The sequence below is a fragment of the Xanthobacter variabilis genome (assembly GCF_043831965.2).
Lineage (GTDB): Bacteria > Pseudomonadota > Alphaproteobacteria > Rhizobiales > Xanthobacteraceae > Xanthobacter.
Map to the genome: position 1 here is coordinate 1,034,186 of NZ_CM195533.1, position 16,143 is coordinate 1,050,328.

Genomic DNA, 16,143 nt, shown 5'->3' on the forward strand with positions numbered 1-16,143 from the left:
CAGGAGGCGGCAGGAGGCGGCAGGAGGCGGCAGGAGGCGGCAGGAGGCGGCAGGAGGCGGCAGGAGGCGGCAGGAGGCGGCAGGAGGCGGCAGGAGGCGGCAGGAGGCGGCAGGAGGCGGCAGGAGGCGGCAGGAGGCGGCAGGAGGCGGCAGGAGGCGGCGATGGGAAATGATCCGATCAGGCTCGAGAAGGTGGCCAGCCTGCTGCGGTTGGCGCTTCGGCTCGCGGGTTCCCGGGAGGGGCTCACGCTGGACGAGATCGCTGGTGCCTTCCGCGTCAGCCGCCGCACGGCCGAGCGCATGCGGGACACGGTGCGGGACCTGTTCCCCGGTTTCGATCAGCGGCACGATGGGCCCCAGCTGCGCTTCTTCATTCAGGGCGGCCTTGCCCCGTTTCTCACCGCGCCCACGGCGGTGGAGCTGGCCGAGCTGGAAGGACAGGTGCGGGCCCTGGAGCAGGCCGGGCACAGCGAGCGCGCGGCCGCGCTCACCCGTCTGGCGGACAAGGTGAAGGCGGCGCTCCGCGACAGCCGCAAGGCGCGCACGGCCACCGACCTTGAAGCCTTGCGCCGCGCGGAAGCGATCGCCCGGCAGGTGGGGCCGCGCGCCATCTGCGATGCCGGCACGCTCGACCTGTTGCGCGAGGCGCTCCTGGCGCTGCGCAAGGTGCGTTTCAGCTACCCGTCGCCGGGGCCCGCCGCGTCCATTGCGCGGGTCGTGGTACCGTACGGCCTGTTGTTCGGCCGCAACGCCTATCTGGTCGGCCAGCAGGAGAAGCACAGCCAGCCGGTGCTGTGGCGTCTCGATCGCATGACGGATCTGGAGATCGTCGACGAGGCGGCGCCGGTGCCTGTGGATTTCGACCTTGACGCTTATGCGGCCCGCTCTTTCGGCACCTTCCAGGAGGAGCCCGCCCATGTGGTGCTGCGCTTTCTTCCCGCCGCGGCCGCGGAAGCGCGGCGAACGGTGTTCCATCCCAGCCAGCGGCTGCTGGATCTTGACGACGGAGGGGTCGAGGTGAGCTTCACCGCCGGCGGCCTGCTGGAGATGGCGCACCACCTGTTCACCTGGGGCGACAATGTGGAAATCCTTGCTCCCGAAGCCCTCCGGCGCCTCATGATCGGAGAGCTGGAACGGGCGCTCGCGCGGCATCGGGGCCAGGATCCGCGCCCGACGCCGCCGGTCTGACGGCCGAGCCCTCAGGCGGTGCGAAAGCCGATGGGGCGGGCCTTGCCCTCCGGCTTGGCAGCCACTTCAGCCATGAGCTCCCCGGCCAGCGCATCGGGATCGGCAAGGCCGAGCACCGCGGCCCTGCTGGCCACGACCGCGAAGTCCCCCGCTGTCAGCCGCTCCTCGCGCGCGAGCCGCGCGGGCGCCTCGAGACCGAAGAAGCGGCGGAAGGCGAGCTGGATCTGTCCCCATGCCATGGGCAGGAAGCAGACCTTGAACAGAAACCGGCGGGCCGTCGCCGGGTCCAGGCTGTCGGCGAAGTTCGTGGTGCAGGCGAACGGCAGGGGGTGGCGCTCCATCCAGGTGAGCATCTCGTTCACCTGCGTGATTTCCCAGCTGCGCGCGGCTTTCGCACGGTCCTGCAGCAGGGAATCCGCCTCGTCGAAGATGAGGAACGCGCGCCGGGCCTCGGCCTCCCGGAAGGCCGCGGCGATGCGCGCCTCGCTCTCGCCGACGAACGGCCGCAGAAGATCGCTGGCGCGCAGCTCCATCACCTCCAGGCCCATGCGGTTGGCGAGGTGGCGGGCGAAGGCGCTCTTGCCCGTCCCCGGCATGCCGGTGAAGCAGAAGGACAGCTTCTGCCGTCCGCTGGCGAGAACCCGGTCCGCAAGCTGCCTGAGGTCGCGGTCCGCCCGCGACAGGTCCTCTTCGAACGGAGCCGGCTCCGCCTGCGGATGCGGGGCGCAACCCTCCATGACCTCCAGGATGGAAGAGGCCGAGCGGATCGCCGTTCGCGCGCCGCCCCCACACAGGCGGGCGGCGCGGATGCCGTGATCGAGAATTGCGGCCGCGGCCGGCAGGCCGGCGATCTGCGCCAGCTCCAGCTGCGGCAGGTCGAAGCCCTGGCGCAGCGCGATCCGCTCGATCATGCGCTGGCGCTGGGGCCGGCCCGGCGCCCGGAAATGCAGGGCGAAGCTCATGCGCCGGAGCACCGCCGGGCCGAGGATTTCGGGATGGTTGGAGATCCACAGCGTCGGCAGCGGGCTGCCGGCGACCAGGCGATTCATGAACACTTTCGCACCCTGCCGGTTGGCGCCCGCGGCGTCGTCGACGCCGACGAACAGGTCATCAGCCTCGTCCACCACCAGCAGGACATCATGGACACTGGCCGCAAGGCGCTGGCCCATGGTGAGGGCGGCAACGCGGCTCTCCCGGTCCGGCTCTTCGCCGGCCTTGTCCGCCTCGCCCACGAACAGCGCCTTCAGGCCCAGCCGCTCGGCGACCGCGCAGGCGAACTCGGTCTTGCCCGTGCCGGGCGCCCCATGGAGCAGAATGTTGACGCCCTTTTCCCGCGCGGCGAGGCCTTCGCGCACGAGATCGCAGGCCAGCTCCGCATCGGTGCCGAGATGCTCGAAGTCGGCCCAGTCGAGGTGCGTGCGGCGGGGCTGTCCCAGCAGCATCGCGCGGGCGCGGTCGGCCGTCAGGCGGGGCTCGGTCATCAGGGCGAAGGTGGTGTCCGAGATCATGAAGTCGCCGTCGTGGGCATCCCTTACCAGGCCGAAGACCCTGAGGCCGCCATGCGCCTTCAGGGCACCCCGGATCCTGGCGCTGGCAAGGCCCAGTGGCGCGCGCATGAAATGGCAGCTGACCAGCTGGGGCGTGTACTCGTGCAGATCCTCATTGCTGAGATTGCCGGCCAGCGCCCGGAAGAGCTGGCGCGGGGCTTCACTCACCGAGGCGCGGACCAGCAGGCCAAGGACCGCGCTTTCCGTGGCGTTCAATCCGACGAGGGCGGCAATCCAGCGCAACCGCCGCTCGATGGAGGAAAGACCTTGCGGCAGCGCAACGGGGTGCCGGCGGCGCAGGTCTGCGCGCAGGATCTCCCCGAGCCGCTCCGAGGGTTCGGGGGCCGCCGATTTCGAGGCCTTCCAGTGGGGTGACATGAGCTCCGCCAGGTCGCGCTCTGATGTCAGGCGGGCCATCCGGGCGCCGTGGCCCGGGCCCATATCCGGCGCGCTCTCTTCGATCCCGGCCACCGCTTGCACCAATCCGGAGGCGGCCGAGTGGAGCCTGATCCATTGGGGCAGTTGGGAGGTGCGCCAGAGCGACTCCCAAACGCCACCGTGCGAGGCGGCAAGATTCACCAGATACGAGCGCAGGACCGCGCGTTCATAGGGGTGCATCATTCATCTCCTGCAAAAAGGTCCGAACGCCGCAGCATCGCCGCGGGCGTGGATGAGGGAGGGCGGGACGCCGAGCGACGGCGGGCCGGCCGCCCCCTGGCGCGAGCTGCCCGGCCTCGGCCGCCGGCGCGGCCTCCCTCAAACGGGAACCTGTCGCGGGCTGTGAATTGCCCCTTCCGCGACGAAATATTTCTCCCTGGATATGTCTGCCTTGCGCCCAGCCCCGCCCCGTCGGGCCGCTTCCCAGGGCGCGCAGTGCGGTAGGGATGGACGGCATGTCGGTTTCGGCCGCATCGTCCCGGCCCGGATTGGCGGGGCCGCCTGCATGGGCCTGCGACCGGTTCTGACACTTGCGCGCGACATCCCGATCATCACCCAATGGCGCGCCAATCCAGGATCACCTCATGACTCCACCCAGCCTTCAGCCTGCCCCTGCCTTGCCACCCCTCGGTCGGGCCCGCTCCATCGAGGCGTTTCCGGATGCCATTGCGCGAGGGCTTTCGGAGCTGCGCCGGCAGCCTGTCGCCTATGACCTGCGGCTTCGGTGGATTGGCGGGGCGCTGCCGCCATGGGCCGATCCGGAGCCGGATACTCAGGCGTCAGCCCGCTGGTCTCTTCTCGTTGTCGAGAATGGGGCGGCGTTGCGCGATCTGCCGGCGGGCGCGCTTGTTTGCGCCGATGCCACCTGGCGCATCGCGCTGTTGCCCGAGGACGAGGGGGATGCCGGCACGCTCTCGCCCCTTGGCGCGTTTCATCTCGTCCTGCGCTGCCCCGGGGAGGAGCTGAGCTTCATTGCCGAGGACCTTGCTCATTTCCTGCTGCGGTCCGGAGTGATTGGCAGCGATGAGCACGACTTGACGACCGGCTGCATGGGCATGGCGGAGGGCCGGCACGTGGATGCGCGCGCCCGATGCATGCCCGGCAAGGGGCGGGATGCCGCACGGGCGCTTCGGCTGTCATTGGATGGGGACGGGGCGCGCGGTTCGCGGGTGCCCTGGATGGTGATGGGGCAGTTCATCCGCGCGGATGAGTCATGGAGCCTCGCGGAGGTGGATGATGCCGCGCATGCATTGGCGGAGGGCGTCGATGGGCCGCATCTGCTGAAATGCCTGCCCGATGCCCCCCGAACCGAGCTCCTGGTCATCACACCGGCACGCTGACGCGGTGCGCTGCCGGGGCACCGTGCCCTGCTGCGGCAGTCATTGCCGTCACCACGGCGAGCCGGGCGAAGCCTGCGGATTGGTCGCACCCATCGCCAAAGAGCGGGCAGGGTGGCTGCTACGCCAGCGGCGGGAAGATGGACCCTGGACGCGGCGTCACCGGCGAGCCCAAACGGTGGTCCGGGTGCTTGATTCAGCCTTGGCTTGGAGATCTGCACCAGCCTTGTCGCCCGCCAGAGGGGCATCGGCGCGCCACGTCGCGGGACCACGGTGCCGCCTTGTCAGCCGACTTCGTTTCTCACAATTAAAACGTGTGAACTCCGCCGCTTAGGGTAAAGTGCTTCGCAATGCCGCCTGGGGGCGGTGCATGGCGGCGCGTCGATTCGGACCGTTGGTTCCGCAAGCGTCGCGACGGAAGATGACGAGGAGGCCTCACATGAGTGGCGACCTTGAAATACAAGGTGTTTGCGGCGTCACTGCGGCCCCGCCGCCTGCCCGGCGGCGATGGGCAACGGTACTAAGTGCACGGGGCGGCGCGATGTTGGCCGCGGTGCTCGCGTTCGCGGGCATGGCTGCGGGCGTCTCGACCCGCGCTGAGGCGCAGGAAACGGCGACAAGGCCGAACATTCTCGTCATTTTCGGCGACGATGTGGGCCAGTCGAACGTCAGCGCCTATACCCACGGCATCGTCGGCTACAAGACGCCGAACATCGACCGGATCGCCAATGAAGGTATGATGTTCACGGACTATTATGCCGAGAACAGCTGCACCGCCGGCCGGGCGACCTTCATCACGGGCCAGTCCGCCTTCCGCACGGGCCTCACGAAGGTCGGCGTTCCGGGGTCGTCCGTCGGCCTTCAGGATCGTGATGTGACCCTGGCGCAGGCGCTCAAGCCGCTGGGCTATGCCACTGGCCAGTTCGGCAAGAATCACCTGGGCGACCAGGATCGCTTCCTGCCGACGAATCACGGCTTCGACGAGTTCTTCGGCAATCTCTACCACCTGAACGCCGAAGAGGAGCCGGAACGCCCCTATTGGATGAGCAACAACCCGGCCTTCATCAAATCCTATAATCCGCGCGGCGTGATCAAATCGTCGGCGGACGGGAAGATTGAAGATACCGGTCCGCTCACCGTCAAGCGCATGGAGACGATTGACGACGAGACCACCGAGGCGGCCATCGATTTCATGACGCGGCAGGTGAAGGCGAAGCGCCCCTTCTTCACCTGGATGAACTTCACCCGGATGCACATCTTCACCCATGTCCGCGAGTCCTATCGGGGCAAGGGTGGCCTCGGCCCGCGCGGCAATGAATATGCCGACGGCATGTGGGAGATGGACCAGGATGTGGGCAAGCTGCTGAAGGCGCTCGACGATCTGGGCGTCGCAGACAACACCATCGTCATCTTCACCACCGACAACGGGCCGAATTTCTTCACCTGGCCCGATGCCGCGACCTCGCCCTTCCGCAGCGAGAAGGACTCCAACTGGGAGGGCGCCTTCCGCGTGCCGGCCTTGGTGCGCTGGCCCGGCAAGATCAAGCCGGGGGAGGTTTCCAACGGCATGTTCTCGGGCCTGGACTGGTTCCCCACGCTCATGGCGGCGGTGGGTGACACCACCATCAAGGAACGCCTGCTGAAGGGAACGAAGATCGGCGACAAGACCTTCAAGGTGCACCTGGACGGTTACAATCAGCTGCCGCTCCTGACCGGGCAGACCGACAAGTCCGCCCGCACCGAGTTCTACTATTTTGACGACGACGGTGAGCTCGTGGCCATGCGCTATGACAACGTGCTGCCGGGCGCCACCAATCCCATGGCGTGGAAGATCGTCTTCTGTGAGCAGACGGCGCAGGGCGGGTTCCAGATCTGGCGCCAGCCCTTCACCTGCCTGCGCACCCCGAAGATCTACAACCTGCGCATGGATCCCTATGAGCGCGGCGACATTGGTCCCACCACCACCTACGACAAGTGGAACGTGGACAATGTCTACCTGATCTTTGAGGGCATCCGGCGCGGGACGGACTTCCTGCAGACCTTCGTGGAGTATCCGCCGAGCCAGATGCCCGCCTCCTTCTCCATCGACCAGGCGGTGCAGCAGCTCAAGAGCGAGCTGGCGAAGCAGCAGGCGCAGAAGCCGCAAGAAAAGAAGTAAAACGCGGAAAGCGTAACGCCACATCGCCGGCCGCCGAAGATGCGGCCGGCGATGTCAAAACGTCCCGAGGCTGAAGCCCATTGGTGTTGCACCCCTGATGTCTCATCGCTCCCGCGCGCGCCTTTCCGCACAAAGGGAAGAAGACGCCACAAAGGCGCGGGCGCGCGCCACGGCCCTTGCGTCCGGCCTGCTGTTCGTATCCGGCGCGGCGGCCCTGGTCTATCAGGTGCTCTGGGCCAAGCAGCTCTCGCTGGTGGTCGGGGTCGACATTCATGCGATCACCATTGCGGTCAGCGCATTCTTTGCGGGGCTCGGATTCGGCGGGGTGGTGATTGGCCGCTTCGCGGATGCTGTCGGCCGGCCGCTGCGGTTTTATGCGGGCCTGGAGCTGGGCATCGCCGTAGCCGGCATCGCCGCCACCTGGCTCCTCGCGCACATCGCCCCCCTGTTCGCCACACTGGAGGCGCAGCAGCCCGCACTCGCCTGGCTGATGCTGTTTGCGATCGTCGCGACTCCACCTTTCCTGATGGGCGGAACGCTGCCGGTGCTCGCGCGCGCCATCGCGCCCCGCGGCAGCGAGATCGCGACGGCAACGGGGCGCCTCTACGCCGCCAATACCGCCGGCGCCATCGTCGGCGCCCTGGGGGCGACCTTCCTGATCATTCCGGGCGTCGGCGTGCAGGGGACGGCGCTTGTAGCGGCTCTCGCCAATGTTGCCGCGGCAGTTGGGGGTCTTACGCTGCGGCAGTCGCGCGAGCAGGTGCCGAAGGCGCCGGATGCCACGGGCACCGTGGGGCATTCGGGCGGGCGACTGGCACTCATCCTCTATGCGGTGGCTGGTGGCATCGCGCTGGGGTATGAGGTGGTGTGGTCGCAGGCGATCGTGCAATTTCTGAGCACCCGCGTCTTCGCGTTCTCCATCGTCCTCGCCACCTATCTCGTCGGCCTCGCCCTGGGCGCGTTTGTGTGCACGCGTTTTGTCGATCGCTTGCGCAATCCATGGAACGCCTTTGCCGTGCTCATTGCCGGCGCCGGGCTTGTCGGCCTTGGAACGATCTCGGCCCTCGGCAGCTGGGTCGCGGTGGCGCAGACCGCCCTTGAGGCCATCGTGTTCAACTGGACGGGCAGCGAGCTTGCGGGCATGAGCGCCCGGTTCGCGGTCGCAGCCGCATGGGTCGTCCTTCCCCCGACCCTGCTCCTTGGCGCGGCCTTTCCCGTCGCGATCCGGCTGGTGGCGCAGGAAAGCCGCGTCGGTCGCGATGTGGGCGCCGCCATCGGCCTGAATACCATCGGTGGCCTTGTCGGCGTCGCGGTCGCGGGCCTCGTGCTCGTGCCTGGCCTTGGCCTCATCAAGACCATGGCGGCCTTGGCGCTGGCGGCCGCTGCGCTCGGATTGGTGGCCCTCGTGGCCGGGCAGCGGCGGTTCCCCGCGACCGTGAGAAGGCGCCCTGCGATCGTGATGGCCGTGATCGTGATGGCGACGGTCGCGCTTTCGGTCATGACGCCGTCGAGCCGGCTCGGCGACCTGCTCGCTCAGTCGCGCCGGGGCGCGCTGGTGACCTATGACGAGAGCTGGGGCGGCACGGTGGCCGTGCTGGAGCAGGGACGGGGCGAGCAGCATTTCCGGCGGCTCTACATTCAGGGCGTGTCGAACTCCGGCGATGCCATGCCGTCGCTGCGCTACATGCGGCTCCAGGCGCTGCTGCCGTTGATCCTGCACGTGGGCGAGCCGCGCTCGGCCCTGGTGATCGGGCTCGGAACCGGCATCACGGCCGGCGCCCTGCTGCGCTTTCCCAGCCTTGAAAAGACGGTGGTGGCGGAGCTGCTTCCGGCGGTCCTGAAGGCCGCACCGGATTTCGTGGGCAATTATGGCGCCGCCATAGATCCCCGTCTCGACATTCGCCTCCGTGACGGTCGCCGCGAACTGCTGGCGAGCGCGACGCAATATGATGTCATCACCCTGGAGCCGCCACCGCCAGCCGCTGCGGGAGTGGTGAATCTCTATTCCACCGACTTTTATCGCCTCGCCCGCGCGCGCCTGCGGCCCCAGGGCCTCATGGCCCAGTGGCTGCCGCTCGGCACGCAGAATGACGAGGATACGCGCTCCCTGGTGCGCAGCTTCCTGGATGCCTTTCCCCACGCCTCGCTGTGGACCACGGACATCCATGAAATGCTGCTGATCGGCTCCGACGCGCCCGTGCCGCTGGACGTGCCGAGCATCATCCGGCGGTTCGATCAGCCGCAGGTGGCGCATGCGCTGAAAGAGGTGGGCATTGCCAGCCCCGCCGCCCTTCTCGCCACCTGGGTCACCGATCGGGCGGGCCTGGAGCGCTATGCCGGCGATGCTCCGGCCGTCACGGACGATGATCCGCGTATCGAATATTCAAGCTGGGTCCGCCCGGGCGAGTTCGCGCGCGTGCTGCCCCAATTGCTGGCCTTGTACACGCCGCCGCCCCTTGAGGGCGCTGATGCGGCCTTCCGGGCTGCGGTGGCCGTGGAGAACGAACGTCTGCTGGCCTTCTACGCCGCCGCGCTGAGCGCCCAGGCGGGCGAGCGCGAGAGCTGGGCGCGCAACATCGCCCGGGTGATGCGCGAGGATGGTCAAAATCCCTATTACCTCTGGTTTGTTGGGGGGGCGCGCCAATGAGCGCAACGCGTGAGGCAATTCTCGAATTGAAGGCTCGCATCGGCAAGCTGGTGCTCGGCCAGGACCATCTGGTGGAGAGCATGCTGATCGGCCTTCTGGCCAACGGGAACATTCTGCTGGAGAGCCTGCCGGGCCTCGCCAAGACCCGGGCGGTCAAGGCCCTGGCGAAGAATCTCGCCGCGGACCTCTCGCGAATCCAGTTCACGCCCGATCTTTTGCCCTCCGACGTGACCGGCGCGGAAATCTATGTGCAGACCGACAAAGGCGGCCAGTTCACCTTCCAGAGGGGGCCGATCTTCGCCAATCTGCTCCTGGCCGACGAGATCAACCGCGCCCCCGCCAAGGTGCAATCCGCGCTGCTGGAGGCCATGGAAGAGCGGCAGGTGACCGTTGCCGGCAAGACCTACAGGCTGCCCGAGCTGTTCATGGTTCTGGCGACGGAAAACCCCATCGAGCAGGAGGGCACCTATCCCCTGCCCGAGGCCCAGCTGGACCGCTTCCTGATGCAGGTGGTCATCACCTATCCGGACGAGGCGGTGGAAGGCGAGATCATCACGCTCAACCGCGCCGAGAATGCGCACAAGGCAAAGGACAAAGGCCCAGAGCCGGAGCCGATCCCGCAACAGGCGGTCTTCGACGCGCGCGGCGAGATCGACGACATTTTCGTATCCGACGCGGCGCAGAAATACATGGTCGACCTGATCTTCGCGACCCGCTTTCCGGACCGCTACGGAGATGCCTTGGGCAAGCTGATCCAGGTGGGGGCAAGCCCGCGCGGCTCGCTGGCCCTCGACCGGTGCGCCCGGGTGCGGGCCTGGCTCGATGGCGAGACCTTCGTCACGCCCGACCACATCCGCACCGTGCTGCATGATTGCCTGCGGCATCGGATCATCCTGAGCTACGAGGCCATGTCGGAGGGGGTGAGCGTGGACCAGGCTCTGGACAAGATCGTCGCGCAGGTCGCGTCGGTCTAGAGCATTTTCCGTTCGCATTGCCTCACGTCAAATGCTCTAGGCTTTTGTATTAACGCGTTTTCTTCACGCGAACCGGTCTCCGCTTCGCTCGAAAACGCTCTAAGGAGCCCGTTATGGCAGAAGCGAGCGCCACGGCGGTTGAAGGGGTCTATGTGGATCTCCAGGAGCTGATCGCGCTGGAGCAGCGCGGCCGGCGCGTGTCCTTCCTGCCGCGGCAGCCCGTCCACAGCCTGCTTGCCGGCCGCTATGCATCGCGCATGCGCGGGCGCGGCCTCAATTTCGAGGAGATCCGCGACTATCGCCCCGGCGACGATGTGCGCTCCATCGACTGGAAAGTGACCGCGCGGCTGCGCAAGCCCCATGTCCGCGTCTTCAATGAGGAGCGCGACCGCCAGGGCCTCCTCGTCATCGACCAGCGGCTGTCCATGTTCTTCGGCAGCCGGCTCGCCATGAAATCGGTCACGGCGGCGCAGGCCGGCGCCATCTGCGCCTGGCGCATTCTCGCCGCTGGCGACCGCATCGGCGGCCTCGTCTTCAACGACACCGACATGGAGGAGGTGCGCCCGGAGCGTGCACGCCACACGGTCCTGCACCTGCTCAGCCAGATCGTCGCCCGCAACCAGATGCTGGGCGTCGGCCGGGGGATCGTCTCCCATCCGGACATGCTCAATCGCGCGCTGGACCGGGTGCGGCGGCTCGCTCCGCACGATGCGACGGTGATCGTCATCAGCGATTTCGACGGGGCGGATGAGGCCACCCATGACATCATCGCCGATCTTTCGCGGCACAACAGCGTTATCGCGCTGCTGGTGCACGACCCGCTGCAAAGCGAGCTGCCCGCCAGCGCGCGCATGACGGTGACCGACGGCGAATTGCAGATCGTCCTCGAGGTGGGCCGGGAAAGTGTCCGCAAGAATATCCGGGAGGTGACCGAGGCGCGGCTTCGCAGCGTGTTCGCCTGGACGCGGGAGCTGGGCGTGCCGGTGCTGCCCCTGAGCGCCGCGGAGGAGACCGCAAGGCAGATCCAGAAGCTGATCGGGCAGTTGCCCGCCCTCAACGGGCGGAGCGAGCCCCCGGTGCTGGGAGGCGCGCTTGGCTGATCCTGTGGCTACCCCTTCGGCACCCGTTGCGGCTGCCCCGCAAGTGGTCGATCCCGTCGCCGGGCTCGTCGACATTCCGTTGCCGGCGCCGGTCAGCCTGTGGCCCCAGACCTGGCCGGCGCGCATCCTGCTGGTGGTTGTGCTGCTGGGCCTTGCCGTCGGCACGGTCCGCGTGATCCACCATTGGCGCGTCAATCGCTATCGCCGCCAGGCCCTGTCCGAGCTCAGGGGCATCGAGGCCCGCGCGGGCAGCCTGACGCCAGCAGATCTCGCCCGCGCGCTGGCCTCGCTGCTGCGGCGCACAGCCCTCGCCGCCTTTCCACGCGACGAGGTGGCCGCTCTTTCCGGGGCGGCCTGGCTCGCCTTTCTCGACCGGACCGATACGGCGCGCGCCTTCTCCCAGGGGCCGGGGCGTGCCCTTGAAATTTCCGCCTATGGGCCGACCGCGGGCAGCGATGCAAAGGGGCAGATCCAGGCGGTGCGGGCGTGGATCCGCGGCCACCGGCGGGGGGCTCGCCCATGATCGAATTCGCGTGGCCCTGGGCCTTTTTGGCGCTGCCCTTGCCCATCTTCGCATGGTGGCTGCTGCCGCCCTATCGCGAGCAGCGCGCCTCGGTGCAGATCCCCTTCTTCGCCAAGGTGGCCGAAGCCACCGGCCAGACCCCGCAGAAAGGCGCGGTGCTGGTGCGCCGGCTGGCGCTGCAGATGATCGTGGCCTCGCTCATGTGGGTGCTCATCATCATCGCGCTGGCGCAGCCGCAACGGGTCGGCGAGCCCATCCGCCACGACATCTCGGCGCGTGACATGATGCTGGCCATCGACATTTCCGGCTCCATGGACCAGGTGGATTTCCAGACCGCAGACAAGAAGATGATCCAGCGCCTCGCGGGGGTGAAGCAGGTGGTCAATGCCTTCATCGCCCGCCGCAAGGGTGATCGCATCGGCCTGATCCTGTTCGGCACCAAGGCCTATATCCAGTGCCCGTTCACCCAGGACCTCGCCACCATTCAGGCGCTCTTGAACCAGACCGAGGTGGGCATGGCGGGTCAGCAGACCGCCATCGGCGATGCCATCGGGCTCTCGATCAAGGCATTTGAGGCCAGCAAGGCGCAGCAGAAGATGCTGATCCTGCTGACGGACGGCAATGACACAGCCAGCCGCGTGCCGCCCGCCCATGCCGCCCAGATCGCGCGCGAGCACGGTCTCGTCATCTACACCATCGGTGTGGGCGACCCCGACGCCACCGGCGAGAACCGGGTGGACTTCCAGACGCTGCAGGCCGTGGCCGCGGCGACGGGTGGCCAGTTTTTCAGGGCGGAGAACGGCGCCGATCTCGAACGCATCTACGCGGACATCGACCGGCTCGCACCGGTCAAGCTGCAGACGCAGACCTGGCGGCCGAAGCTTCCGCTCTATCAATGGCCGCTCGGCGCGGCGGCCCTGCTCGGCATCGGGGCATGGCTCGTCTTGCTGCTGCGCAGTTGGATGGCAAGGCGGGCGCAGCATGCTTGAACAGGCCGTCGCCCATTTCCATCTGCTGCGGCCCTGGTGGCTCCTGGCCCTCGTGCCCGTCGCGCTGATCCTGCTGGCCCTGCTGCGCCGCGAGCAGGACGACCTGAAATGGACCGCGGCCATCGCGCCCAGGCTCTTGAAATACATGACGGTGATGCCCGATCGGCGCTGGCATGTCCGCCCCGTGTGGCTGGTCGCCCTGGTGCTGAGCTTGGCCATCCTCGCTTTGTCCGGCCCCACCTGGCGGCGCGAGCTGCCGCCTTTCGTGGAGGACAAGGCGCCGCTGATGATCGCCCTCGACGTCTCCGGCTCCATGGGCGAAACGGATATCGCGCCATCGCGCCTGGAGCGCGGCAAGCAGAAGATCCGCGATCTTCTGGCGGCGCGAGGCCGCGCGCGCAGCGGCCTCATCGCCTTTGCCGGCACGGCCCATCTCGTCATGCCGCTGACCGATGACCCGCGCGTGATCGAGCCCTTCCTCGCCGCCCTCTCGCCCGGGCTGATGCCGGTGCCGGGCAAGGTGCCGGTGGCGGCGGTGGAGCTCGCGGCGCAGGCGCTGGCGGGCGACACCTTTGCCGGCACCATCCTCATCGTGTCCGATGACCTGGGCAAGGCCACTGCCGCCGACATCAACCGCGCCGCCGGCCGCAATGATGTGCTGATGCTGGCCGTCGCGCCGCCCGACAAAGTGCACAGCCCCATCGGGACGATTGAGGTCAGCGTGGATTCGAGCGATATCCAGGCACTCGAGCGGCGTGTCGACAGCCATTTCGAGAATGCGCAGGCCGAGCAGATCGGCGCGCGCTGGCGGGATGAGGGCTTCTGGCTGCTGCTGCCCATCGCGGCCTTGAGCGCGTTGTGGTTCCGCCGGGGCGTCACGGTGCCATGGATCCTGCTACTGCTTCTTCTCCAGCCGGTGCCGGGCCATGCGCAGACGGCGCAGCCGCTCTCCGATCTCACGAGCCTGTTCCTGACGCCGGACCAGCGGGGGCAAATCGCATTTGATCGCGGGGATTATCACCGCGCCGCGACCCTTTTCAGCGATCCCATGCGGCGCGGCATCGCCGCCTATCGGGCCTATGATTTCATCGCGGCGGCCGAGGCCTTCCGCAAGGTCGATACGGTTGAAGGGCGTTTCGCGCTGGGCAATGCGGAGGCGCAGAACCACGCCTATGAAAAGGCGATCAAGCTTTACCAGGAGGTTCTGGCCCAGCAGCCTGACAATGCCGCCGCGAAAACCAACCTTGCCATCGTTACCGCAGCCTATGAGGCTGCCGAGGCCAAGCGCCGGCAGCAGGAACAAAGCGAGCCGGAGCAGCCCGGCCTTCCCCCGGACGAAACCAAGGTGGACAAGCAGCAGAAAGGCGGCCAGCGCATGCAGGTGACGCCGGAAAGCCTGACGACCCCCGGTGCGGCGGCAGCCTGGATGCGGGCGGTTGAGACCACCCCGGCGGATTTTCTGAAGCTGAAATTCGCCATCCAGGCGAATTCCGATCAACCACCGGCCGGAACGGGGGCCCAGAAATGAAAGGCACGCCTGCGGCCCTTGCCGGCCTTCTGGCCCGGACCCTTCTGGCCTTTGCGCTCCTGTCCGCGGCCGTGCCGGCCACGGCGCAGCCCGGCGCGCCACCGCCGGCCGCGCCCGAACAGGCCACCCCCCAGCCCATGGTGCGCGCCACCCTGACGCCGGCCCAGGTCGTGGTCGGGCAGGCTGCCACGCTGGTTGTCGAGGTGCTCGCCCCGAACTACATGACCAAGCCCCCGGTGTTGCCCGATTTCCAGGTGGCCAATGCCATCACCCGCGCCGGGCCGACCATGAATTTTTCGGAGCGGCAGGCGGATGCCACCTATGCCGGCATCCGCTACACCCTGTTGATCACACCGCAGGAGCCCGGGGCCTACGCCATGACCGGCCAGGCCATCACCCTCACCTATGCGAACGATCCGCCCAAGACCCGGGTGGCGAAGGTGGCTGTGCCCGCAGCCCATTTTGAGGCGATCATCCCCGCTGCGGCGCGCGCGCTCCACCCGTTCATTTCAGGCGCCGGCCTGAGCCTGAGCCAGGATCTCCAGCGCTCATCGCCCGCCCTGAAGATCGGCGACAGCGTGACCCGCGTCGTGACGATCCAGGCGGAGGGCACTCCGGCGATCCTGCTGCCGCCGACAAGCTTCGCCCCAATCGCCGGGACCAGGGTTTATCCGGGCCAGCCCGAGCTGAGCGAAGGGGTGGACGAGAACTCGGGCGTGCTGAAATCCACGCGCACCGACCGCGCGGTGTACATGCTGGAGGGGGCCGGCACGCTGACCCTGCCGGCGATCGAAATTGCATGGTGGGATGTCGCGGCTGAGAAGATCCAGCATGCGCAACTTGAGCCGCAGACCTTCGCCGTGGCTGGCGATGCCTCCACCCTTGGCGGCGCTCTCCCGCACGGCGGCCTTTCCGCGCCGCGAAGAGCCCTCCTCGCCATTCTGGAACACTGGCCGCTGTTGATCCTGGTCATTGGCGGAACCGCGGCCTTGGTTTGGCTGACGCCGCCGGTGGTGCGAAGCCTGGGGCACCGTGTGAGGCATCTCCGCGAGACCTATCGGCAATCCGAAGCCTTCGCCTTCCGTGAGCTGAGCCGCATCGCTGCCGGCGATGATCCGCGGGAGATCTATCGCGCATTTCTGCTCTGGCTCTCGCGGTTCGAGCCGGCCGCGCCCGAGCACACCGTAAGGGCGCTGAATTCCTGGGCGGGGGATAGGATCCTGGCGCAGGAGATTGCCGCGCTTGAACGTCAGCTCTTCGCCGCAGAGCCCGAAGCGAGCCGGTGGTCCGGCGCGTCTTTACTGCAGGCGATCAAGTCAACGCGGCGCAAGGCGAAGCTTCAGCACCCGAACAGGACGCGGACTTATTCGCTGCCCGGTGACATCAATCCAGAGCTTCCCAATGCCGTGCGCCAGGGCGTGTCGCGCCCGGTGGCAAGGTAATGGGGCGTGATGATCGCCTCGATGTCGCGGCTCACGCACAGGCTGCCGTTTCGCGTGGCCGGGCTGCCGGAGGGCAAGACGCCGGCACTCAGGCTAAGCACCGCCGACGCTGCCTGCATGGTGTCTAAGTCGAGGGTGCCCAACTTAAAATGGCCCGCCCAGAAGCGCCTCATAAGTAATTCTGGCCGCAGTGGTTAATTGTAGCCGATTAAACACTTTATGTCCGGACATTTGAGCCCCCTTGCGCCAGGACCTGGCGTATTCGTCTCATT

General features: G+C 67.7%; 11 protein-coding genes. 10 read left to right on the top strand and 1 reads right to left on the bottom strand.

The window, feature by feature from the left end; genetic code table 11:
* The first annotated feature begins 162 nt into the window (after positions 1-162).
* A complete protein-coding gene (locus V5F26_RS04450; RefSeq protein WP_394947810.1) occupies positions 163-1,188 on the top strand; it encodes a helix-turn-helix transcriptional regulator in 1,026 nt (341 codons plus the stop codon).
* Positions 1,189-1,199: 11 nt separating this feature from the next.
* Here the strand turns inward: V5F26_RS04450 and V5F26_RS04455 are convergent, their stop codons facing one another.
* Positions 1,200-3,152 (bottom strand): AAA family ATPase, encoded by a 1,953-nt coding sequence (locus V5F26_RS04455; RefSeq protein WP_394947809.1) that lies wholly within the window; start codon positions 3,150-3,152, stop codon positions 1,200-1,202.
* A gap of 842 nt (positions 3,153-3,994) precedes the next feature.
* Here V5F26_RS04455 and V5F26_RS04460 point away from each other — a divergent pair.
* From V5F26_RS04460 to V5F26_RS04500, 9 genes are all read left to right on the top strand, one after another.
* A complete protein-coding gene (locus tag V5F26_RS04460; RefSeq protein WP_394058268.1) occupies positions 3,995-4,513 on the top strand; it encodes a hypothetical protein in 519 nt (172 codons plus the stop codon).
* A gap of 538 nt (positions 4,514-5,051) precedes the next feature.
* Positions 5,052-6,668, top strand: coding sequence for an arylsulfatase (locus V5F26_RS04465; protein ID WP_370640753.1), 1,617 nt, complete (start codon positions 5,052-5,054; stop codon positions 6,666-6,668).
* Positions 6,669-6,765: 97 nt separating this feature from the next.
* The gene (locus V5F26_RS04470; RefSeq protein WP_394947808.1) at positions 6,766-9,315 is read left to right on the top strand and encodes a fused MFS/spermidine synthase; all 2,550 of its coding nucleotides are present in this window, start codon (positions 6,766-6,768) and stop codon (positions 9,313-9,315) included.
* Positions 9,312-10,289 carry an AAA family ATPase gene (locus V5F26_RS04475; protein WP_394947807.1) on the top strand — a complete coding sequence of 326 codons (978 nt, stop codon included), beginning with the start codon at positions 9,312-9,314 and terminating at the stop codon, positions 10,287-10,289. The genes V5F26_RS04470 and V5F26_RS04475 overlap by 4 nt, the downstream gene beginning before the upstream one ends.
* Positions 10,290-10,402: 113 nt before the next feature.
* On the top strand, positions 10,403-11,389 hold the full coding sequence (locus tag V5F26_RS04480; protein ID WP_394058264.1) for a DUF58 domain-containing protein: 987 nt from the start codon (positions 10,403-10,405) through the stop codon (positions 11,387-11,389).
* Positions 11,382-11,912, top strand: coding sequence for a DUF4381 domain-containing protein (locus V5F26_RS04485; RefSeq protein WP_394058263.1), 531 nt, complete (start codon positions 11,382-11,384; stop codon positions 11,910-11,912). The genes V5F26_RS04480 and V5F26_RS04485 overlap by 8 nt, the downstream gene beginning before the upstream one ends.
* Complete coding sequence (locus V5F26_RS04490; protein ID WP_394947806.1) at positions 11,909-12,901, top strand: vWA domain-containing protein; 993 nt, start codon at positions 11,909-11,911, stop codon at positions 12,899-12,901. The genes V5F26_RS04485 and V5F26_RS04490 overlap by 4 nt, the downstream gene beginning before the upstream one ends.
* Positions 12,894-14,429 (top strand): VWA domain-containing protein, encoded by a 1,536-nt coding sequence (locus tag V5F26_RS04495; RefSeq protein ID WP_394947805.1) that lies wholly within the window; start codon positions 12,894-12,896, stop codon positions 14,427-14,429. Before V5F26_RS04490 ends, V5F26_RS04495 begins: the two co-directional genes overlap by 8 nt.
* 137 nt (positions 14,430-14,566) lie before the next feature.
* Entirely contained in the window at positions 14,567-15,871 is a 1,305-nt protein-coding gene (locus V5F26_RS04500; protein ID WP_394947804.1) for a BatD family protein, read from the top strand.
* The last annotated feature ends 272 nt before the right edge of the window (positions 15,872-16,143 follow it).